The sequence below is a fragment of the Streptomyces sp. NPDC012508 genome, assembly GCF_042902595.1.
Taxonomy (GTDB): Bacteria; Actinomycetota; Actinomycetes; order Streptomycetales; family Streptomycetaceae; genus Streptomyces.
Map to the genome: position 1 here is coordinate 271663 of NZ_JBIBEO010000007.1, position 21533 is coordinate 293195.

Annotated in this window: 17 protein-coding genes; 15 read left to right on the forward strand and 2 right to left on the reverse strand. The window is 72.0% G+C overall.

All coding sequences use genetic code 11. From position 1 onward, the window contains the following. Window positions 1-95 precede the first annotated feature (95 nt). Entirely contained in the window at window positions 96-881 is a 786-nt protein-coding gene (locus ACFY8U_RS24810; protein ID WP_389573700.1) for an alpha/beta fold hydrolase, read from the reverse strand. A 106-nt stretch (window positions 882-987) separates the two neighbouring features. On the opposite strand from ACFY8U_RS24810, the gene ACFY8U_RS24815 reads away from it, so the two are divergent. The 9 genes from ACFY8U_RS24815 (at window position 988) to gatB (ending at window position 11523) form a co-directional block, all read left to right on the forward strand. Beyond that, window positions 988-1527, forward strand: coding sequence for a TIGR00730 family Rossman fold protein (locus tag ACFY8U_RS24815; protein ID WP_389573702.1), 540 nt, complete (start codon window positions 988-990; stop codon window positions 1525-1527). 7 nt (window positions 1528-1534) lie between these two features. After that, window positions 1535-2233 (forward strand): SDR family oxidoreductase, encoded by a 699-nt coding sequence (locus ACFY8U_RS24820; protein WP_361599790.1) that lies wholly within the window; start codon window positions 1535-1537, stop codon window positions 2231-2233. 12 nt (window positions 2234-2245) lie between these two features. Continuing rightward, on the forward strand, window positions 2246-3259 hold the full coding sequence (locus tag ACFY8U_RS24825) for a methionine synthase (protein ID WP_389573705.1): 1014 nt from the start codon (window positions 2246-2248) through the stop codon (window positions 3257-3259). A 33-nt stretch (window positions 3260-3292) separates the two neighbouring features. Further along, window positions 3293-5473 (forward strand): NAD-dependent DNA ligase LigA, encoded by a 2181-nt coding sequence (ligA, locus tag ACFY8U_RS24830; RefSeq protein WP_389573707.1) that lies wholly within the window; start codon window positions 3293-3295, stop codon window positions 5471-5473. Window positions 5474-5725: 252 nt separating this feature from the next. Next, entirely contained in the window at window positions 5726-7867 is a 2142-nt protein-coding gene (locus tag ACFY8U_RS24835; protein ID WP_389573709.1) for a putative bifunctional diguanylate cyclase/phosphodiesterase, read from the forward strand. Window positions 7868-7961: 94 nt separating this feature from the next. Next, window positions 7962-8258, forward strand: a complete 297-nt coding sequence (gene gatC / locus ACFY8U_RS24840; RefSeq protein ID WP_015036350.1) for an Asp-tRNA(Asn)/Glu-tRNA(Gln) amidotransferase subunit GatC — start codon at window positions 7962-7964, stop codon at window positions 8256-8258. A 4-nt stretch (window positions 8259-8262) separates the two neighbouring features. After that, window positions 8263-9756: an Asp-tRNA(Asn)/Glu-tRNA(Gln) amidotransferase subunit GatA gene (gatA, locus tag ACFY8U_RS24845; protein WP_389573712.1), complete on the forward strand. Its 1494-nt coding sequence runs from the start codon at window positions 8263-8265 to the stop codon at window positions 9754-9756. Continuing rightward, the gene (locus tag ACFY8U_RS24850) at window positions 9753-9995 is read left to right on the forward strand and encodes a hypothetical protein (protein WP_389573715.1); all 243 of its coding nucleotides are present in this window, start codon (window positions 9753-9755) and stop codon (window positions 9993-9995) included. Before gatA ends, ACFY8U_RS24850 begins: the two co-directional genes overlap by 4 nt. A gap of 16 nt (window positions 9996-10011) precedes the next feature. Further along, window positions 10012-11523, forward strand: coding sequence for an Asp-tRNA(Asn)/Glu-tRNA(Gln) amidotransferase subunit GatB (gene gatB, locus ACFY8U_RS24855; protein ID WP_389573717.1), 1512 nt, complete (start codon window positions 10012-10014; stop codon window positions 11521-11523). A gap of 94 nt (window positions 11524-11617) precedes the next feature. Here the strand turns inward: gatB and ACFY8U_RS24860 are convergent, their stop codons facing one another. After that, a complete protein-coding gene (locus tag ACFY8U_RS24860) occupies window positions 11618-12238 on the reverse strand; it encodes a TOPRIM nucleotidyl transferase/hydrolase domain-containing protein (RefSeq protein ID WP_389573720.1) in 621 nt (206 codons plus the stop codon). Window positions 12239-12452: 214 nt separating this feature from the next. Between ACFY8U_RS24860 and ACFY8U_RS24865 the strand changes: the two genes are divergently transcribed. The 6 genes from ACFY8U_RS24865 (at window position 12453) to ACFY8U_RS24890 (ending at window position 21520) form a co-directional block, all read left to right on the forward strand. Then, window positions 12453-14531 (forward strand): phosphocholine-specific phospholipase C, encoded by a 2079-nt coding sequence (locus ACFY8U_RS24865; protein ID WP_389573723.1) that lies wholly within the window; start codon window positions 12453-12455, stop codon window positions 14529-14531. 190 nt (window positions 14532-14721) lie between these two features. Beyond that, entirely contained in the window at window positions 14722-16968 is a 2247-nt protein-coding gene (locus ACFY8U_RS24870; protein ID WP_389573726.1) for an MMPL family transporter, read from the forward strand. Continuing rightward, window positions 16946-17512 carry a GNAT family N-acetyltransferase gene (locus ACFY8U_RS24875; RefSeq protein WP_389573728.1) on the forward strand — a complete coding sequence of 189 codons (567 nt, stop codon included), beginning with the start codon at window positions 16946-16948 and terminating at the stop codon, window positions 17510-17512. Before ACFY8U_RS24870 ends, ACFY8U_RS24875 begins: the two co-directional genes overlap by 23 nt. Window positions 17513-17573: 61 nt before the next feature. Beyond that, window positions 17574-18146: a hypothetical protein gene (locus ACFY8U_RS24880; protein WP_389573731.1), complete on the forward strand. Its 573-nt coding sequence runs from the start codon at window positions 17574-17576 to the stop codon at window positions 18144-18146. Between the two features lie 128 nt (window positions 18147-18274). Next, window positions 18275-18454: a hypothetical protein gene (locus ACFY8U_RS24885; protein ID WP_361434573.1), complete on the forward strand. Its 180-nt coding sequence runs from the start codon at window positions 18275-18277 to the stop codon at window positions 18452-18454. A gap of 33 nt (window positions 18455-18487) precedes the next feature. Next, window positions 18488-21520 (forward strand): AAA family ATPase, encoded by a 3033-nt coding sequence (locus ACFY8U_RS24890; protein ID WP_389574156.1) that lies wholly within the window; start codon window positions 18488-18490, stop codon window positions 21518-21520. The last annotated feature ends 13 nt before the right edge of the window (window positions 21521-21533 follow it).

Here is a 21533-nt window from a genome sequence, read left to right on the forward strand (position 1 = left end):
ACGGCGCGGGGCGACGGCGACGGTCTGACGCGGGGCGCGGCTACAGGCTGACGCGGGTTCGGGTACCCGCCCCGGCGTGTCTTCGACGGATCCCGTCACTCCTCCTCGAAGAACTCCTCCAGGACCGGCGCCAGGACGTGCGGTGCCACCTGGTGCGTCTGGCCGGTCAGGGTGCGGTGGCGGCCGCGCGGGAGAGCCGTCGCGACCGCCATCGCCGCGCGGCGCGTCCGGGCCGGGCTCGCCCCGCCGTCGACGACGAGCGCACGCGTGTGGACCCGTCCCAGCCGCGCGGCCGGCACGGTCCCGTCGCCCAGGACCGCGTGGTCGTACGCGAGGGTGTGCGCGACGGCCTCCAGCCGCGGCCCTTCCTGCGCCGGTCCCGCCCCCTCCCTCAGGAACAGCTCGACGGCGGCGCCCCGCTGCCCGCCGTCGAGGAGCCCGGCGAGCCGCCGCCGTTGCCATGTGAAGGCGTCCCGGGCCCCGGCCTCCGTGGAGAACGGCGGCTCGAAGACCGACAGCCGCTCGATCGGCAGCCCGCCGGCCGCCGCCGCGAGGGCAAGCGCCCCGCCGGACGAGACGCCGTGCACGAAGGCCCGGCCGCCCACCTCGTCGATCAGCGCCGCCAGATCGTCGATCTCCCGCCGCACCCTGTACGGCCCCGTGTCTCCGCTCCCGCCGCGCCCCCGCCGGTCGTAGGTCACGACCGCGTAGTGCGACGCCAGGAGATCGGCCAGCGGCTGTTCCGTACCGGCCGTCGACAGGGCTCCGCCCACGAGGATCACCGGGGCCCCCTCCCCGCGCCGCTCGTACGCGATCCGCGTCCCGTCCGCCGACCTGACCTGCCCCCGGACCCTGTGCAGAGTGCCGCTCATCTCGTCCATGCCAGTGCTGACCGGACGCGCTCCCGGAACTCATCGGCGTGGAACGGAAATTCCCGAAAGAATCCTGAAAGCCGAGGTCAGGGATGTGAGGGATACGGTGGGCGCCATGAACATCTGCGTCTTCCTCTCCGCCGCCGACCTCGACGAGCGCTACACCGCTCCCGCCCGCGACTTCGCCGAACGGCTCGGGAAGGCGGGCCACACCCTGGTGTGGGGAGGCTCCGACGTCGGCCTGATGAAGGTCGTCGCGGACGGGGTGGAGCGGGCGGGCGGCCGGCTCGTCGGCGTCTCGGTCGAGTTCCTCGCCGCGAAGGCCCGGCCCGGCGCGGACCAGATGATCGTCGCCAAGGATCTCGCCGAGCGGAAGGCGCTGCTCCTGGCCAAGTCCGACGCGATCGTGATCATGGTGGGGGGCACCGGCACCCTCGACGAGGCCACCGAGGTCCTGGAGCTGAGGAAGCACGGCAAGCACACCAAGCCGGTGGTCCTGCTGAACACGGCCGGGTTCTACGACGGCCTGAAGGCGCAGTTCCAGCGCATGGAGGCGGAGGGCTTCCTGCCGCTCCCTCTCGCCGACCTGGTGTTCTTCGCCGAGGACGGTGTATCCGCCCTCGCCCACCTTGAGGAGTCGATCGCCGCACGGTGATGGGACCATGGTCCCCATGGCTACTCATGTGATCACCGGGGCAGGTTCCGGCATCGGCGCGGCGGTCGCGCGACGGCTCCACGCGCGCGGGGACGAACTCGTGCTCCACGCGCGCGACGCCGGCCGGGCCAAGGAGCTCGCCGCCGAGTTCCCCGGCGCCAGGACGCTCGTCGGCGATCTCGCCGACCCCGACCGTCTCTCCTGGGCGTTCTCGCACCAGAGCCTGCCCGAGCGGGTCGACACGCTCCTCCACATCGCGGGCGTGGTCGACCTCGGCCCGGTCGGCGACCTCACCCCCAAGACCTGGCGCCACCAGCTCAACGTCAACCTCGTCGCCCCCGCCGAGCTGACCCGGCACTTCCTGCCCCAGCTCCGCGTCTCCCAGGGCCATGTGGTCTTCGTCAACTCCGGCGCCGGGCTCAACGCCCACGCCGAGTGGAGCGCCTACGCCGCCTCCAAGCACGGCCTGAAGGCGCTCGCCGACTCCCTGCGCCACGAGGAGCACGGCAACGGAGTGCGGGTCACCTCGGTGTACCCCGGCCGCACCGCCAGCCCGATGCAGGCGAAGGTCCACGCCCAGGAGGGCAAGGAGTACGACCCCTCGCAGTGGATCGACCCCGAGTCGGTGGCCACCACGATCCTCACGGCCGTCGACCTCCCGCGCGACGCCGAGATCAACGACCTGACCGTCCGTCCGGGACGGTAGGAACCAGGAACAGTGAGCGACACGAGCGAGCAGCAAGCATTCATCTGGGGGCCCGCCACCGGCGTCGGCTCCCTGCCCGGCGGAGACGCCCGCGAGGCCGCCAGGACCGTCACCGGTTCCTTCGAGGACTTCCCGTTCCTGGCCGAACTGCCCGCGCGCGGCCCCGGTGCCGACATGATCGGGCGGACCATCGGACTGCTCGTCGAGATGTACGCGCACGTGGAGCCGAGCGGATGGCGGGTCAGCGACCGGCCCGGCCGTGACACCCGGCGTGCCCGCTCCTGGCTCGGCGAGGACCTCGACGCCCTGGAGGAGTTCACCCAGGGCTACGAGGGCCCGCTCAAGGTCCAGGCCGTGGGCCCCTGGACGCTCGCCGCGGCGCTCGAACTGCGCGGCGGCGAGGCCGCACTCGGCGACCCCGGCGCCTGCCGGGACCTCACGGGCTCCCTCGCCGAGGGCCTCCGCGCCCACCTCGACGAACTCCGCAAGCGGATCCCGGGCGCCCGCCTCGTCCTCCAGCTCGACGAGCCCTCCCTCACGGCCGTCCTGCGCGGCCACGTCCGTACCGCCAGCGGCTACCGCACCTACCGCGCGGTCGACCGGCAGGTCGTCGAGAGCGCGCTGCGCGAGGTGGCCGCGGTCCACGACGGCCCGGTCGTCGTCCACTCCTGCGCCCCCGAGGTGCCGTTCGGGCTGCTGCGGCGGGCCGGTGTCTCAGGGGTCTCGTTCGACTTCGGTCTCCTCACCGAACGTGACGAGGAGCCGATCGGCGAGGCCGTCGAGGCCGGCACCAAGCTCTTCGTGGGCGTGGTGCCGTCCACCGACACGGCATTGTCCGACCCGGGCGGTAGCGTCATGGGTGTCAGGACGCTGTGGCGCAGGCTGGGGCTGAATCCGGGGACTCTCGCCGAGTCCGTGGTGGTCACCCCGACGTGCGGTCTCGCGGGTGCTTCGCCCGCGTATGCCCGCGCGGCCCTCGCCCACTGCGCCCGGGCGGCGAGATCGCTCGCGGACAACCCTGAGTGACTTCGGTCAGAGGCAACGGGAGGACGAGTAACGGTGGCAGTCGAACAGGGGGCCCTGCCCGCCGAGGCACGGGAGAAGCACGCGGACCTGGCCGAGCAGGTCGAGGAGCACCGCTTCCGGTACTACGTGAGGGACCAGCCGGTCATCAGCGACGGCGAGTTCGACAAGCTCCTGCGCTCCCTGGAGGCGCTGGAGGAGGAGTACCCCGAGCTGCGCACGCCGGACTCGCCGACGCAGAAGGTCGCGGGGCAGTACGAGACGGAGTTCACCTCCGTCGCCCACCGGGAGCGCATGCTCTCCCTCGACAACGCCTTCGACGACCTGGAACTGGCCGCCTGGGCCGAGCGGACCGCCCGTGACGTCGGCACGCCCGACTACCACCTGCTGTGCGAGCTGAAGGTCGACGGCCTCGCGGTCAACCTGACGTACGAGCGCGGCCGGCTGACCCGGGCGGCCACCCGGGGCGACGGCCGGGCCGGCGAGGACATCACGCCCAACGTCCGTACGATCGCCGACATCCCGGACCGGCTGCACGGGGACCGCGTCCCGGAGCTCGTCGAGATCCGCGGCGAGGTCTACTTCCCGATGGAAGCCTTCGAAGGGCTGAACGCGCGTCTGGTGGAGGCGGGCGACAAGCCCTTCGCCAACCCGCGCAACGCGGCGGCCGGTTCGCTGCGGCAGAAGGACCCGAAGGTCACCGCGACCCGTCCCCTCCGGATGGTCGTCCACGGCATCGGCGCCCGCGAGGGTCTGGACATCGACCGCCTCAGCCAGGCGTACGACCTCCTGCGCGAGTGGGGCATGCCGACCGCCCGGCACAACAAGGTCGTGGCCTCGCTCGACGAGGTACGGGAGTTCATCGCGTACTTCGGCGAGAACCGCCACTCCGTGGAGCACGAGATCGACGGGGTCGTCGTCAAGCTGGACGAGATCCCGCTCCAGGGCCGGCTCGGCTCCACCGCGCGCGCCCCGCGCTGGGCGATCGCCTGGAAGTACGCGCCCGAGGAGGTCAACACCAAGCTGGTCGACATCAAGGTCGGTGTCGGCCGGACGGGCCGGGTCACTCCCTACGCCCAGGTGGAGCCGGTCACGGTCGCCGGTTCGGAGGTCGAGTTCGCCACGCTCCACAACCAGGAGGTGGTGAAGGCCAAGGGCGTGCTGATCGGTGACACGGTCGTGCTGCGCAAGGCCGGTGACGTCATCCCGGAGATCCTCGGTCCCGTCGCCGACCTGCGGGACGGCACCGAGCGGGAGTTCGTGATGCCCGCCGAGTGCCCCGAGTGCGGGACGCCGCTGCGGGCCATGAAGGAGGGCGACATCGATCTGCGCTGCCCCAACGCGCGGACCTGCCCCGCCCAACTGCGTGAACGTCTCTTCTATCTGGCGGGCCGTGAGTGCCTGGACATCGAGAACTTCGGCGCGGTGGCCGCGGCCGCGCTGACGCGCCCCCTGGAGCCGGCCGAGCCGCCGCTCGTCGACGAGGGCGATCTCTTCGACCTCACCATCGAGCAGCTCCTGCCGATCAAGGCGTACGTCCTCGACTCCGACAGCGGGCTGCCCAAGCGGGACCCGAAGACCGGTGAGGAGAAGGTCGTCACGGTCTTCGCCAACCAGAAGGGCGAGCCGAAGAAGAACGCGCTTGCCATGCTGGCGAACATCGAGGCGGCCAAGGCCCGCCCGCTCGCCCGGTTCATCAACGGCCTCTCCATCCGGCACGTGGGGCCCGTCGCCGCCCAGGCGCTGGCCCGCGAGTTCCGCTCCCTGGAGCGGATCGAGCAGGCGAGCGAGGAGGAGCTGGCGGCCGTCGACGGGGTCGGCGGGATCATCGCCACGGCGGTGAAGGACTGGTTCTCCGAGGAGTGGCACCGCGAGATCGTGCGCAAGTGGCGTGCGGCGGGAGTGGCGTTCGAGGACGAGGGCGCCGGCGAGGAGCAGGGGCCGCGTCCGCTGGAGGGACTGACCGTCGTCGTCACCGGCACCCTGCAGAACTTCACCAGGGATGGCGCAAAAGAGTCGCTCCAGAGCCGCGGAGCGAAGGTCACCGGTTCCGTTTCGAAGAAGACCGACTTCGTGGTGGTCGGCGAGAACCCTGGATCCAAGTACGACAAGGCGATGCAGCTGAAGGTTCCGGTTCTCGACGAGGACGGCTTCGGCGTGCTGCTCGAACAAGGTCCCGAGGCCGCTAGGGAGGCCGCGGTTCCGGTCGAGGGATAGCCGGGAGGGCCCGCGGGAGAGCCGGAGCGGCGGCCGCGCGAACGTCACCCGTTTGGCGCATACCAGATCGTTACGGGTGGCCAGGTCGCATTCGGGCAAGACATGGAGAGCGCTGCCCGTCGGAGCCCTCCGCGGCCTAGTGTTGAGACCGTGCGTCTGTCGCGCACGGCCGCGTGAGGGCTCTGCCGGTCGTGGCGGTATGACAACGGCCCATCGCGTTGCATCGGCACCGCCGGCTGTGAGAGGGACGGAATGAAACCGACCGAGAGTGCCGCCGCCCCGGTCTCACGGCCGCGTGCCCGCGCGGCCTTCGTGGGCATCACCTCCGGGCTGCCCGGAGCGGTGGTGGGGCTCGCCGCCGGCGCGCTCGTCACCGGGCTCTACCACGTCCTGAGCGCCGGCCACGGACTCTTCCCCGGCGGCGCCGAAGGCTGGTCCCTCGCCGTCCTCACCGGACTCATCGTCGGACACCTGGTCGCCCTCGGCCGCGACCGCTGGTGGGGCGGCACCGGCTCCGGCGCCGCCCTCACCCTCGCCGTCCTGCTCCTCTACGGCTGGGTGCCCGCCGGACTCGTCTCCATGGCCGTCGTCCTCCTGGTCGGCGCGGCCCGCCGGCACCGCTGGCGCCAGGGCCTGTTGCACGGCGCCGTGGACGTCCTCGGCGTCGGCGCCGCCGCCCTGGTCCTCGCCGCGTTCGGAGACGTACCGACGGTCGAGCACCCCTGGCAGCCCCCCGACTGGGGGATCGCCGACGTACCCGAAGTGGTGCTCGCCGCCGCCACCTACCTCGCGGTCACCCGCCTGCTCCTGTGGTACGCCCTCTCGCCCCGCAGCGGCGGACTGCCGACCGTCGCCCGCACCGCCCTGCTCCGGCAGGGCCTCGTCGCGGTCGCCCTGCTGGGCATCGCCCCGCTGATCTGCGTCGTCGCCGTCGCCCAGCCGATCCTGCTGCCGCTCTTCGCGGTCCCGCTCATCGCCCTCGACTCCACCCTCTGGATCGCCCGCGCCCGCGCCGAGGAGCAGCTGCGCGACCCGCTCACCGGACTGCCGAACCGCCAGTGGCTCCTGGAGCGGGCCTGGACCGCCCTGGAGGAGGCCGAGGGGGAGGGCGCCCGCTCGGCCCTCGTCCTGATCGACCTCGACCGTTTCCGCTCGGTCAACGACACCCTCGGCCATCTCGCCGGGGACCGGCTGCTTCTTCAGATCGCCGAGCGGCTCAAGCTCGCCCTGCCGCGCGGGGCGGAGGCCGCGCGGCTCGGCGGTGACGAGTTCGCCGTCCTGCTCCCCATCGCCGACTCCACCACCAGCGCCCAGCGTGTCGCCCGCCATCTGGTCGCCGAGCTCTCCTCGCCGCTCGATCTGGACGGCCTGACCCTCGTCCTGGAGGCCAGCGCCGGCGTCGCGGTCTTCCCCGACCACGCGCTGGACGCCGAGGGGCTGCTGCGGCGGGCCGACGTCGCCATGTACCAGGCGAAGCGGGACCGTACGGGCGTCGAGGTGTACGAGTCCAAGCGCGACTCCAACACCCCCGACCGGCTCGGACTCCTCGGCGACCTGCGGCGCGCCCTGGACGCCGGCGAGGTCGAGCTCCACTACCAGCCCAAGGTCCGCTTCGACGGGCAGGTCGCCGGCCTGGAGGCCCTGGTGCGCTGGGTGCACCCGGAGCGCGGGCGGGTCCCCCCGGACGAGTTCATCGCCATCGCCGAGTCCTCGGGCCTGATGCCCCACCTCACCGAGTACGTCCTGGAGACCGCGCTCGCGCAGGTGGCCCGGTGGCGTGCCCAGGGGTTGAACGTTCCTGTGGCCGTGAACGTCTCGCCCCGGGACGTCCACACCCCCGGCTTCGCCGGCGCGGTCGCCGCCCGCCTGGCCCGGCACGGCGTCCCGGCAGGGGCCCTGCAGCTGGAGATAACGGAGCACGTGCTCCTGGAGGACCCGCAGCGCGCCGCCGACACCATGGCCGGGCTGACCGGCCACGGCGTGAAGATGTCCCTGGACGACTTCGGTACCGGCTACTCCTCCCTGGTCCACCTGCGGCGCCTCCCGGTGAGCGAGCTGAAGATCGACCGCTCCTTCGTCGCCCGGCTCGCCGTCGACGCCGAGGACGCCGAGATCGTGCGCTGCACCCTCGACCTCGCCCACTCGCTCGGCCTGCTCGTGGTCGCCGAGGGCGTCGAGGACGACGAGACCTGGGAGCGCCTGCGGGACCTGGGCTGCGACGCCGTCCAGGGCTGGCTGGTGGCCGCCGCGATGCCCCCGGCCGAGACCACCGCCTGGCTGCTCGCCCGCGGCGAACGCGGCTGGCGCCGCCCCTCCGAGGAGGCCGCGATGCAGGCCGCGGAGGCGGCCGCGGCCGTGGACCTCGACCAGTCCTCGGGCCAGGTGGTGCAGTAGCCGCGCGGCGGGCGGCGGGCGACCGTTTCACGGGTAGCGGTGCGGGCCCCATAGGATTGGGCCAACACCATCAAACTCACCCCGTGAGGATCGCATGCCTGGCATCACGCGCGAGGAGGTCGCCCACCTCGCACGGCTGGCGCGTCTGGAGCTGAAGGGCGAAGAGCTCGATCACTTCGCCGGTCAGCTCGACGACATCATCGGCGCGGTCGCCCGCGTCTCCGAGGTCGCCGACCAAGACGTACCGCCGACCTCCCACCCGCTGCCGCTGACGAACGTCATGCGCGCGGACGAGGTCCGTCCGTCGCTCACCCCCGAGCAGGCGCTCTCCGGCGCCCCGGCCCAGGAGCAGCAGCGTTTCAAGGTGCCGCAGATCCTGGGGGAGGACTAATCACATGACGGACATCATCAAGCTCACGGCCGCCGAGATCGCCGCGAAGATCGCCTCCGGCGAACTCACCGCCGTCGAGGTGACCGAGGCCCACCTCGCCAGGATCGAGGCCGTCGACGAGAAGGTCCACGCCTTCCTGCACGTCGACCGCGAGGGCGCCCTCGCCCAGGCCCGCGCCGTGGACGAGAAGCGCGCCAAGGGCGAGAAGCTCGGCCCGCTGGCCGGCGTCCCCCTGGCGCTCAAGGACATCTTCACCACCGTCGGCATCCCGACGACCGTCGGCTCGAAGATCCTCGAAGGCTGGATCCCGCCGTACGACGCGACCCTGGTGAAGAACCTCAAGGCCGCCGACGTCGTCATCCTCGGCAAGACCAACATGGACGAGTTCGCCATGGGGTCCTCCACCGAGAACAGCGCCTACGGCCCCACCGGCAACCCCTGGGACCTCACACGGATCCCCGGCGGCTCCGGCGGTGGCTCCTCCGCGGCCCTCGCCGCCTACGAGGCGCCCCTCGCCATCGGCACGGACACCGGCGGCTCGATCCGCCAGCCCGCCGCCGTCACCGGCACCGTCGGCGTCAAGCCGACCTACGGCGGGGTCTCCCGCTTCGGCATGGTGGCCTTCTCCTCCTCCCTCGACCAGGGCGGCCCCTGCGCCCGTACGGTCCTGGACGCGGCCCTGCTGCACGAGGCCATCGCCGGGCACGACCCGCTGGACTCGACCTCCATCGACGCCCCGGTCCCGCCGGTCGTCGAGGCCGCCCGCAACGGCTCCGTCGCCGGCATGCGCGTCGGTGTCGTCAAGCAGTTCCGCGGCGAGGGCTACCAGGCCGGTGTCGTGCAGCGCTTCGACGAGTCCGTCGAGCTCCTCAAGGAGCTGGGTGCCGAGATCGTCGAGCTTGACTGCCCGACCTTCGACCTCGCCCTTTCGGCGTACTACCTGATCGCGCCGTCGGAGTGCTCCTCCAACCTGGCCCGCTTCGACGCCATGCGCTACGGCCTGCGGGTCGGCGACGACGGTACGAAGTCGGCCGAGGACGTCACCGCCCTCACCCGTGAGGCCGGCTTCGGCGACGAGGTCAAGCGCCGCATCATCCTCGGTACGTACGCGCTGAGCTCCGGCTACTACGACGCGTACTACGGCTCGGCGCAGAAGGTCCGCACGCTCATCACCCGTGAGTTCGAGCAGGCCTTCGAGCAGGTGGACGTGATCGTCTCCCCGACGACCCCCACCACCGCCTTCCCGATCGGCGAGCGCGCCGACGACCCGATGGCGATGTACCTCGCGGACCTGTGCACCATTCCGACCAACCTGGCGGGCAACGCCGCCATGTCGCTGCCCTGCGGCCTCGCGCCGGAGGACGGCCTGCCGGTCGGGCTGCAGATCATCGCCCCCGCCATGAAGGACGACCGGCTGTACAGGGTCGGCGCCGCCGTCGAGGCCGCCTTCGTGGAAAGGTGGGGTCACCCACTGCTTGAGGAGGCTCCGTCGCTATGAGTGCCATGGCAAAGAAGGCCAAGAACTTCAAGAAGTCCAAGACCGGCGTCTACGTCTCGCTGGCGACCACCGCGTTCGGTGCCATCAGCGTCGCGAAGCAGGCCAAGATGGCCCGCAGCGACAACGACATGCTGCGGCTGATCGACTCCGCCGTGTCCGCCGCCGCCATCGTTACCGGCCTGGCGATCCTCTACCGGGAGCTGAAGCGCCTGGGCGACGACGACGTCCTGCTGGGCTGAGAGGGAAAGTCTCACTGTGACCGTCACTGAACTGCTGTCGTACGACGCGGCGCTCGCTGCGTACGACCCCGTCATGGGCCTGGAGGTCCATGTCGAGCTCGGCACGAAGACCAAGATGTTCTGCGGCTGCTCGACCGAGCTGGGCGCCGAGCCCAACTCGCAGACCTGCCCGACCTGTCTGGGTCTGCCCGGCTCGCTCCCGGTCGTCAACGCGATCGGCGTCGAGTCGGCCGTCAAGATCGGTCTCGCGCTGAACTGCGAGATCGCCGAGTGGTGCCGCTTCGCCCGGAAGAACTACTTCTATCCGGACATGCCGAAGAACTTCCAGACCTCGCAGTACGACGAGCCGATCGCCTTCAACGGCTATCTGGACGTCCAGCTGGAGGACGGGGAGATCTTCCGCGTGGAGATCGAGCGCGCCCACATGGAGGAGGACACCGGCAAGTCGCTGCACGTCGGCGGCGCCACCGGCCGTATCCACGGCGCGTCCCACTCCCTGCTCGACTACAACCGCGCCGGCATCCCGCTCATCGAGATCGTCACCAAGCCGATCGAGGGCGCGGGCGAGCGTGCCCCCGAGGTCGCCAAGGCGTACGTCGCCGAGCTGCGCGAGCTGATCCGCGCGCTGGACGTCTCCGAGGCGCGGATGGACAAAGGCCAGATGCGCTGCGACGTGAACCTGTCGCTGCGCCCCCACGGCACCACTACCTTCGGCACCCGCTCGGAGACGAAGAACGTCAACTCGCTCCGTTCGGTGGAGCGGGCGGCGCGCTTCGAGATCCAGCGCCACGCGGCCGTCCTCCAGTCGGGCGGCCAGATCGTGCAGGAGACCCGTCACTTCCACGAGGACGACGGCTCCACCACGTCCGGCCGGATCAAGGACAACGCCGAGGACTACCGGTACTTCCCGGAGCCGGACCTCGTCCCCGTCGCCCCGGCCCGTGAGTGGGTCGAGGAGCTGCGTGCCGGACTGCCCGAGCTGCCGCGCGTGCGCCGCAACCGGCTCCGTGAGGAGTGGGGTGTGTCGGAGCACGACATGCAGTCGATCCTCAACGCGGGCGCGGTCGACCTGATCGTCGCGACCACGGACGCCGGTGCTCCCGCGGACCAGGCCCGCAAGTGGTGGATGGGCGAACTGGCCCGCTCCGCCAACGAGTCGGGCACGGCCCTGGACGAGCTGCCGATCACTCCGGCGCAGGTCGCCCGTGTGACCGAGCTGGTGGCCTCCGGCGACCTCACCGACAAGCTGGCCCGCCAGGTCATCGAGGGCGTGCTGGCCGGCGAGGGCGGACCGGACGAGGTCGTCGAGAAGCGCGGCCTGAAGGTCGTCTCCGACGAGGGCGCGCTGGGCACGGCCGTCGACGAGGCCATCGCGGCCAACGCGGGCATCGCCGACAAGATCCGCGGCGGCAAGGTCGCCGCGGTCGGCGCCCTGGTCGGCGCGGTGATGAAGGCCACCCGCGGCCAGGCGGACGCGGCGCGCGTGAAGGACCTGATCCTGGAGAAGCTGGGCGTCAGCGAAGGCTGAGCGTCCGACTGTCACGCGTACGAGGGCGGCGCCCCGGGTTCCACGACCCGGGGCGCCGCCCTCTTCGTACCGACGTGAGGCCGGAGCCCGGCGGTCAGAGGCTCCTGAGGAGGTCGTCGAGCGGGGCCGGGGCACGGTCGGGGGCGAGGGCCTCGACCAGCAGGCTGCCGTAGCGGATCTTGCGGCCCTTCTTCGTGCCGAGGAAGCGCCGCAGCTGCTGATGGCGGGGCCGGCCGTGCTGGGCCGGCTGGCGCAGGAACGTCTGCCAGGCGCGCAGGTCGTCGTCCTCTGCCCGGACGATCTCCTCGACCCTCTCCGTGCCCAGGGTGCGGATGAGTTCGTCCTCCAGGTCCGCCACGCACACGAAGATGCCGTCCCGCGGCGCGCCGGCCCGCTCCAGACCGCGGTCGTAGTACCGCTGCTCGCGCTCGTCGCACAGTCCCGTCAGGCGCAGACCGAGACCGGGCGGCCCGAGGAGGCCCGCGTACCGGCCCACGTTCATCGCCCCGCCCATCGACACCACGCACACGCCCTCGGCGGCGAGGTCCCGGCCCCGCCGGGCGGCCAGCGTCTCGACGGCCGCGAGGTCGCTCGGTCCTTCCAGCAACACCGCCGTCCGCAGCCCCAGTCGTACCGCCAGCTCGCTCGCCGGACCGCCGGGACCGCCCGCCGCCCAGTCACCGACCGCGTCCCGGAACGCCCACATGTCCGCCATGGATCGAGTCTGCACGCCCATCGACCGGCGCGGCAGCGAATATTTCCGCGCTTGGACTCCTGTCACCGGGTGTTGGACGTTCACCGCGCGGTCCGCGTCGGGTCTTCCGCGCGTCATCCGGCGTCACTACCGTCCCCGACGTACCACCCAATGGCTCGAAGGCGAACCATTGGCCGTCGACTGGAGGTCGGTCTTGTCCCCCGAGAAGTCCCGGATGTCCCGCCGCAGGGTCCTCGCGCTGGGCGGAGGCGCGCTCGGCGCCGCCGCTGCGGGCTCGCTGCTCCCGCCGTCGCTCCAGGAGGCGATCGCCGCGGGACCGCCGGCCGGGGGTATGTCGGCCGTCCGCCACGTCGTGATCCTCATGCAGGAGAACCGGTCCTTCGACCACTACTTCGGCACCCTCCGCGGGGTCCGCGGCTTCGGCGACCGCAACGCGATCGAGCTCCCCTCCGGTACGCCGGTGTTCGAGCAGCCCGCCGCGCTCGGCCGGACCGTGCTGCCGTTCCCGATCCGCGGCGCCGCCGAGACGCAGAAGAAGGACCTCCAGTACATCGGCGACCTCGACCACTCCTGGAGCGGCGGCGCCAAGGCCTGGCACGACGGCTGGATGGACGGCTGGGTCTCCGCCAAGACCGCGGCGACGATGGCGTACTACGACCGTCAGGACATCCCGCTGCACTACGAGCTCGCCGACACCTTCACCATCTGCGACGCCTACCACTCGTCCACCCACACCTCGACGAGCCCCAACCGCAACCACCTCTGGTCCGGCTGGACCGGCTACGAGGCCGACGGCAGCCGTGCCGTCACCAACGCCGCGTACGCCGAGGGCACCCACCCCGGCTACCCCTGGCCCACCTATGCCGAGCGTCTCGAAGCGGCCGGGCGGACCTGGAAGACGTACACCGAGTGGGAGAACTTCACCGACAACAACATCGAGTTCTTCACCTCCTTCAAGAAGATCGCCCGCAAGGCGCTCGCCCCCACCGGCGGGCACACCTTCATGGAGTCCTTCTACGCCGCCGTCCGAGACACGGACGACGACGCCGAGCGGGCCCGGCTGCTCGCCGCCCTCGAGGACGGCGTCGCCACGCTCACCCCCGCCGAGCGCTCGCTCTTCGAGCGGGGCCTGCGCCGCGTCGAGACCGGCAGGCTCGCCGACGCCTTCCGCGCCGACGTGGCCGCCGGAACGCTCCCCGAGGTCTCCTACCTCGTCCCGTCCGCGATCGACTCCGAGCACCCCGGCTCCTCCTCGCCGATCGCCTCCGCCTCGCTCGTCTACAAGGTGCTCGACGCCCTCGGCTCGCACCCGGACGTCTGGCGCCACACCGTCGTCCTGATCAACTACGACGAGAACGACGGCTTCTTCGACCACGTGCCGCCGCCCGTCCCGCCGGCCGACAACACGGACGAGCGCTGGAAGGGCCTGCCCACCGGTCTCGGCATCCGCGTCCCGCTGCTCGTCGTCTCGCCCTGGTCGGTCGGCGGCTACGTCTGCTCCGAGACCTTCGACCACACCTCCGTGATCCGGTTCCTGGAGCAGCTCACCGGCATCGAGGAGCCCAACATCACCCCGTGGCGGCGCGCCGTCACCGGCGACCTGACCTCCGCCTTCGACTTCCGGCGCGCCCACCGGCAGCCCGACGTCGAGGAGCCCGGCCCGATCCCCCCGTTCTCCGGCCGCTGGCGGCCGCAGCCCCCGGCCGTCCAGCAGATGCCGGTCCAGGAGCCGGGCACCCGCCCGGCCCGTCCGCTGCCGTACCAGCCGGACGCCCAGGCGCGGGTCGGCGGCGGTGCGCTCACCGTCGACCTCACGAACAGCGGGAAGGCCTCCGCGCACTTCGCGCTGTACCCGTACGCCGGTGAGTTCGCCGTTCCCCAGCACCGGGATGTAAGGGGCAAGGCGCAATGGGCCGTACCCCTTACGCGTGATCATTACCGTTTCACGATCACCGGTCCGAACGGCTTCCGCCGCGAGTTCGAGGGCCCGGCGGCCGGCGGCGCCGACCTCGCCACACACATCGATCATCATGACCGTGACCTGCACCTCACCGTACGGAACACGGGCACCGCGACGGTCTCCTTCACCGTCCGCCCGCTCGGCTACGTGGACCAGGACGACCTCCGCGACTGGACCCGTACGGTCAAGGTGAAGCCCGGCAGGAGCCGTACCCTCGTGCACTCGGCGGCCGACGCGCACGGCTGGTACGACGTCGAGGTGACCGGGCCCGGCGGCTTCCGCCGGCGGCTCATGGGGCACATCGAGAACGGGCGGGCGAGCGTCTCCGGCTGACCCTCCCTGCACGGCGCTGCGCGGAAGCACAGGACCAAAGGCCTGAGCTTCCGCGCAGCGCTGTGAGTAACGCCACGAAAGGGACAAAGGATCTCTTAAGGCTGTAACAGTGGCCTTATCCAGGTCATGCGTTCTTTGCGGGCTGTTCCCCGGTAAAGATCCACGAACCACCCACCAGGGAGCACGTCCTTTGGCAGCCATCGCACGGTGGTGCATCAAGCACCGCCTCGTCGCCGTTCTCCTCTGGCTCACCGTCCTCGGCGGAGCCGTCGCCGGAGCATCGGTGGCGGGCTCGGCGTACTCGAACGACTACGAGGTCCCCGGCACCGAGTCCGGCCGTGCCACCGCCCTCCTCGAGAAGGGCTTCCCGGGCTCCGGGGGCGACAGCAACACCATCGTCTGGCACACCGACCAGGGCAGTGTCCGCGCTACCGGTGTCGAGCAGCGCATGACCGAGATGCTGGACGAGGTCGCCGACCTGCCCGGCATCGCGTCCGTGACCTCTCCGTACGACGACGGCCCGGCCGCCCAGGCGCAGATCAGCGAGGACGGGCGGACCGCCTACGCCCCGGTGATCTTCCACGAGCAGGCCGACGACATCCCGAAGTCCCAGGCCCAGGCCCTGGTCGACACGGCCCGCGGGGCCGCCGGCGACCACCTCCAGGTCGAGCTCGGCGGCAGCGCCGTCGCTCTCACCGAAGCCTCCGGCGGGCATGTCGCCGAGGCCGTCGGCGTCGTCGTCGCGGCCGTCGTCCTCTTCCTCGCCTTCGGCTCGCTCGCCGCCTCCGCGCTTCCCATCGCCACCGCGCTCGTCAGCGTCGGCATCGCGTACTCCGGGATCGTGCTCCTCGGCCATGTCATGACCGTCGCCGACTTCGCCCCCATGCTGGGCATGCTCATCGGCCTCGGCGTCGGCATCGACTACGCGCTCTTCATCGTCACGCGCCACCGCAAGGGACTCAAACGCGGGCTCTCGGTCCCCGAATCCGCGCAGATCGCCGTCGCGACCACCGGCCGCGCCGTCGTCTTCGCCGGCGCGACCGTCTGCATCGCCCTCCTCGGCATGCTCATACTGCGACTCAGCTTCCTCAACGGCGTCGCCATCGCCGCCTCGCTGACGGTCGTCCTCACGGTCGCCGCGTCCGTGACCCTGCTGCCCGCGCTGCTCTCGCTCATCGGGATGCGGGCGCTCTCGCGCCGCGAGCGCCGACAGCTCGCCGAGCACGGACCGCAGCCCGAGCTGCCGACCGGTTTCGCCGCCCGCTGGTCCGCCTTCGTCGAGCGCCACCCCAAGCTGCTCGGCGCGGTCGCCGCCGTCGTCATGCTGGTCCTGGCGCTGCCGACCTTCTCGCTCCACCTCGGCACCTCCGACCAGGGCAACGGGCCCGCCACGTCGACCACCCGGCAGGCGTACGACCTGCTTGCCGAAGGGTTCGGGCCCGGGGTCAACGGGCCGCTCACCCTCGTCGCCGCGATCGACGGCGCCGACGACCGTGTCGCGATGGGCGAGCTGCCGGCCGAGCTGGCACACACCCGCGGTGTCGAAGCCGTCTCCCCGGTCGTCTACAACAGCGCCGGGGACACCGCCGCCCTGACCGTCGTACCGGACTCCTCACCGCAGTCGAAGGCCACCAGCGAACTCGTCGACCGGCTCCGCTCGGACGTGCTGCCGGCGGCCGAGCAGGGCACCTCGCTCGATGTGCACGTGGGCGGCGTCACCGCCTCGTACGACGACTTCGCCGAGATCATCGTCGGCAAGCTGCCGCTCTTCGTGGGCGTGGTCGTCGCCCTGGGCTCTCTGCTGCTCCTGGTCGCCTTCCGCTCCCTCGGCATCCCGCTGAAGGCCGCGCTGATGAACGTCGCCGCCGTCGCCTCCGCCTTCGGCATCGTCGTCGCGATCTTCCAGTGGGGCTGGGGGAGCGAGCTCCTCGGCCTCGGCAGCGCGGGCCCGATCGAACCCTTCCTGCCGGTCATCATGGTGTCGGTGCTCTTCGGGCTCTCGATGGACTACCAGGTCTTCCTGGTCAGCCGGATGTACGAGGAGTGGCTGGAGACCGGCGACAACCGGCGGGCGGTCCGGGTCGGGCTCGCCGAGACCAGCCGTGTGATCAACTCCGCGGCGGTCATCATGATCTCCGTCTTCCTCGCCTTCGTGCTCTCCGGCGACCGGGTCGTCGCGATGTTCGGCATCGCGCTCGCGGCGGCCGTCGCTCTGGACGCCTTCGTCCTGCGGACCCTGCTCGTACCCGCCCTCATGCACATGCTCGGCGGGGCGAACTGGTGGCTGCCCCGCTGGCTCGACCGCCGGCTGCCCCGGATCAGCATCGAACCGCCGGAGTCCCGCGCCGTGGCCGACGCCCGTGCGAAGATCCCCACACAGCGTGTGACGGTTCCGACTGCGGAGGACGAGAACAGTGTTCGCGATATCGCTGGGTGACGACGGCGCCGAACTGAGGCCGCTGGAGCCCTCGTACGCCGAGGAGTTCCTCACCCACATGGACCGGGGGCGCGAGTACGTCGGGCAGCACATCGCCCTCGCCGACGTGGTGACGGACCTCGAATCGGCCCGCTCCTTCCTCCAGGCGTACGCCGAGAAGGCCGCGAACGACGCCGGCCGGATCTACGGCATCTGGACCGAGGGCACCCTCGTCGGCGGCGTGCTCTTCCGCGCGATGGACGTGAACCAGGCGACGGCCGAGGCAGGCTGCTGGCTGGAGCCTTCGGCCGTCGGCAAGGGCCTGGTCACCCGGGCCGCGCGGACGATCATCGACTGGGCGATCGGGGAACGCGGCATCCACCGTGTCGAGTGGCTGGTCTCCTCGAAGAACGAGAGCAGCATCGCGGTGGCCCGGAGGCTGGGGATGACCAAGGACGGCGTGCTGCGCGAGAGCTACGCGTACCGGGGCCGGCGCCTCGACATGGAGGTCTGGTCGGTGCTCGCACCGGAGTGGAAGGCCCAGAAGGCCGAGCCGGCGACCTGAGGCCCTTGCCCGAGGCTGTTCTTTAAGGCGCTTCTCATACGTGGCACCTAGCGTGCGGTGCATGACTATCAAGACTGACGAGACGCCGGCGCCCGACGAGACGGCGGAGAAGGCCGGGACGGCGGAGAAGGCTGAGGCGGCTGAGACGGGCGGGACGGCCGGGAAGGCCAAGACCGCGGCGGCCGTGGAGGAGTCGGACGAGCTCGACGAGCTGGACGACGAGGACCTCGCCGAGGCCGAGGCGGCGTCCGCCACGGCCTCCGGCGACGGCGTCGGCGCGGCGGCCGCGGCCGTCGTCTCCGCCGGCCTCGGGCTCGCCGCCCTGACGGGCACCTGGGTGGGCAAGGTCGTCAGCGAGCGCGAGACCCTCATCGGGCAGATCAAGGCCCAGGGCGGCACCGCGGCCCAGCAGATCAACGAGATCTACGCCGACGCCTGGCACAGCACCGCACTGGTCAACGGCGTCTTCGCGTTCCTCGCCCTCGTCGTCGCCGTGCTCGTCCTCGTCCGCCCGCAGCGGCCCACCTGGGTCCGCGCCGTGGCCCTCGCCGGAGCCGTCCTGGGCGCGATCGGCCTGTTCCTGTCGGCGGGCATGTTCTTCGACCTGTTCCTGAACCTCCCGACCGCGTCCTAAGGCCCCCTGAGACCTTCCTAAGGCCCCCCGTGCGCCGAACATGCGGCACTCGCCCGATGTGGCCGCACCCCCTGGGAGACGAGAGTCGAGGCATCGCAAGGAGCGATACCGACACCAGGGAGAACGAGATGTTCGCGTACGAACTGCACCGCATGCACCACTCCGAGCTCGTCCGTGAGGCCGCCGCCCAGCGCCTGACCCGCCAGGCCGTCAAGGCGCGGCGGGCCGCGAAGGCCGAGCGGTCCGGCGACCACGAAGCCGAGGGGCGGGTGAGCGCCCGGCCCGGCCGCTTCGTCCGGGCCGCGTGAACCCGCATGGCCCGGACGCCGGACGTCTGTGCGATGCTCGGCGCCGTGGAGACCAGGTCAGTCAGCCCCGTGTTCGTCGGCCGGGCCGGTGAACTCACCGCCCTCACCGACGCCTTCGTCCGCGCCGCCGACGGAGAGCCCCAGGCTCTGCTCGTCGCCGGCGAGGCGGGCGTCGGCAAGACCCGGCTCATCGAGGAGTTCGTGGCCACGGTCCAGGACCGCGGCGCGTACGTCGCCGTCGGGGGCTGTGTCGAGATCGGCGCGGACGGGCTCCCGTTCGCGCCCTTCTCCACGGCCCTGCGCGCCCTGAGTCGCCGGCTCCCGGACGAACTGGCCGCCGCCGCAGCCGGCCAGGAGGGCGAACTCGCCCGGCTCCTCCCCGAACTCGGCGACGTCGGCAGCCACGAGCCCTCCCACGAGGACTCCACCGCCCGCCTCTTCGAGCTGACCGTACGGCTCCTGGAGCGCCTCGCCACCGACCGTACGATCGTGCTCGTCCTGGAGGACCTGCACTGGGCCGACGCCTCCACCCGGCACCTCCTCGCCTACCTCCTGCGCACCCTGCGCCGCGGCAGGATCGTCGTCGTCGCCACCTACCGCTCCGACGACATCCACCGTCGCCACCCGATGCGCCCGCTCCTGGCCGAACTCGACCGGCTGCGGACCATCCGGCGCATCGAACTCGCCCGTTTCACCCGCGCCGAAGTACGCCGCCAGCTCACCGGCATCCTCGCCGCCGAACCCGACGCGGCCCTCGTCGACGGGGTGTTCGACCGCTCCGACGGCAACGCGTTCTTCGTCGAGGAGCTCGTCGTCTCCCACGAGGCCGGCTGCGCCCCCGGCTCCCTCAGCGACTCCCTGCGCGATCTGCTGCTCGTCCGCGTCGAGGCGCTCCCCGAGGATGCCCAGCGCGTGGCCCGGATCGTCGCCGAGGGAGGGTCCACCGTCGAGTACGCGCTGCTCGCCGCAGTCGCCAGGCTCTCCGAGGACGAGCTCATCGAGGCGCTCAGGGCGGCCGTCGGCGCCAACATCCTGCTCGCCGTCCCCGACGGCGACGGCTACCGCTTCCGGCACTCGCTGGTCCGCGAGGCCGTCAGCGACGACCTGCTGCCCGGCGAACGGTCCCGGCTCAACCGGCGCTACGCCGAGGCCCTGGAGGCCGATCCCTCCCTCGTCCGCGCCGACGAGCGCGCGACCCGGACCGCCACCTACTGGTATCGCGCCCACGACCCCGCCAAGGCGCTGCCGGCCGTGCTCCGTGCCTCCGTCGAGACCCGCAAGCGCTACGCGTACGCCGAACAACTCCGGCTTCTCGAACGGGCCATGGAGCTCTGGGACGAGGTCCCCGACGAGGTGCGCCGCTCCCTGCGGCCGATGGACTACGCCGAGGCGTACCCGCCGTGCGGCTGCGACCCCGAGACCACCCCGCTGCGCTATCTCGACCTGCTCGCCGAGGCCGCGTACGCCGCTCGCCTGTGCGGGGAGCGCGAACGCGCCCTGAAGATAGGCAAGATGGCGCTGCGGCTCCTCGAAGGGGACGAGGCCGAGGAGCTCGACCCGCTGCGGTCCGCCTGGTTCTGGACCGAACGCTCCCGCATCGTCTCCGGACTCGGCCGCTCCGACGGCTGGGCCGAGATCGCGACCGCCCAGGAACTCGTCAAGGGCCTGCCCCCGTCCAGCGTGCACGCGCGTGTGCTCGTCGTGGCCGCGGGCTGGGGCATGCTCCACCAGCCCGGCCCCGAGAGCCTCGCTGCCGCCGAACGGGCCGTCGAATACGCCCGTCTCGTCAAGGACGAGTCCATCGAACTCGCCGCCCGCCTCACCCTCGGCACCCTCCAGGTCGGCGCCGGCGACCGCGAGCTCGGACTGGCCACCATGCGCGAGGTACGCGATCGCACCCGCGCCCTCGGCCTCCACCACGAGGCCTCCCGCGCCTACGTCAACCTCTCCCATTCCCTGGAGAACCTCGGCCGCTCCCGGGAGGCCGCCCAGGTCGCCGAGGAGGGCATCCGGCTCACCAGCGACCACGGGCTCCTCGACAGCGAGGGCTGGATTCGCTCCAACCTCGCGGAGTCACAGCTCTCGCTCGGGCTCTGGTGCGAGGCGCAGCGCAACTGCGAGTGGCTGGAGCGCGCCGGGACCCGGTCCAAGCCGCGCGGCTCCGTGGCGCTGCGTCTCGCCCAATTGGCCATCGCCCGGGGCGAGCCGGCCACGGCCGTCACCCAGCTCGCCGTCGCGCGCGAGTACTTCGGCGAGGCCGACCCGATGCCCCAGTACGTGGTCCCCACCCGCATGGTCGAGCTGAGCCTCGCCGCCGCCACCGGGCGCATCCAGGACGTGCGGACCGTGCTCGCCGCCGCCGTCGAGGCCGGCTTCCCGCCCGGCACCCACCGCGAGGCCTGGCCGCTGCTCCTCGCCGCCGCGACCGCCGAGGCGGACGCCCTCGGTCTGCCCGCCGCCGCGGAGGGCCGAGCCGAGACGCTCGCCCTGCTCCGCCGCTCCGCCCGGGGGATGGCGACCCCGGCACCCGTCTGGGAGGCGTACGCCCTGCACACCTCGGCGGAGCTGGACCGCGCCGAGGGCCGCCAACCCGTGGACCGCTGGGCGGAGACCGTCGCCGCCCTCGAGCCGCTGGAGCGGCCCCACCTGCTCGCCCTCGCCCGGCACCGCCTCGCCGACGCCCTCCTCGCCGAGGGCGGCCGGCGCGACGAGGCCGCCGCGCTGCTCCGCGAGGCCCACGCCACGGCCGTCCGCCTCGGCGCGCACCCGCTCCGTGAGGACGTCGAGCTCCTGGCCGCCCGCGCCCGCCTCCCGCTGACCTCGCCCGACCGCGCCCCGGAACCCGAACCGGGCGACGACGCCTTCGGCCTGACCCCCCGTGAGCACGACGTCCTGCGCCTGGTCGCCGCAGGCCGCACCAACCGTCAGATCGCCGAGGAGCTCTTCATCTCCCCGAAGACGGCGAGCGTCCACGTCTCCAACATCCTGGCCAAGCTGGGCGTCTCCGGCCGGGGCGAGGCAGCCGCCCTGGCCCACCGTCTCCGCCTGCTGGAGCCGACGCCCTAGAAGTCCCGGACCC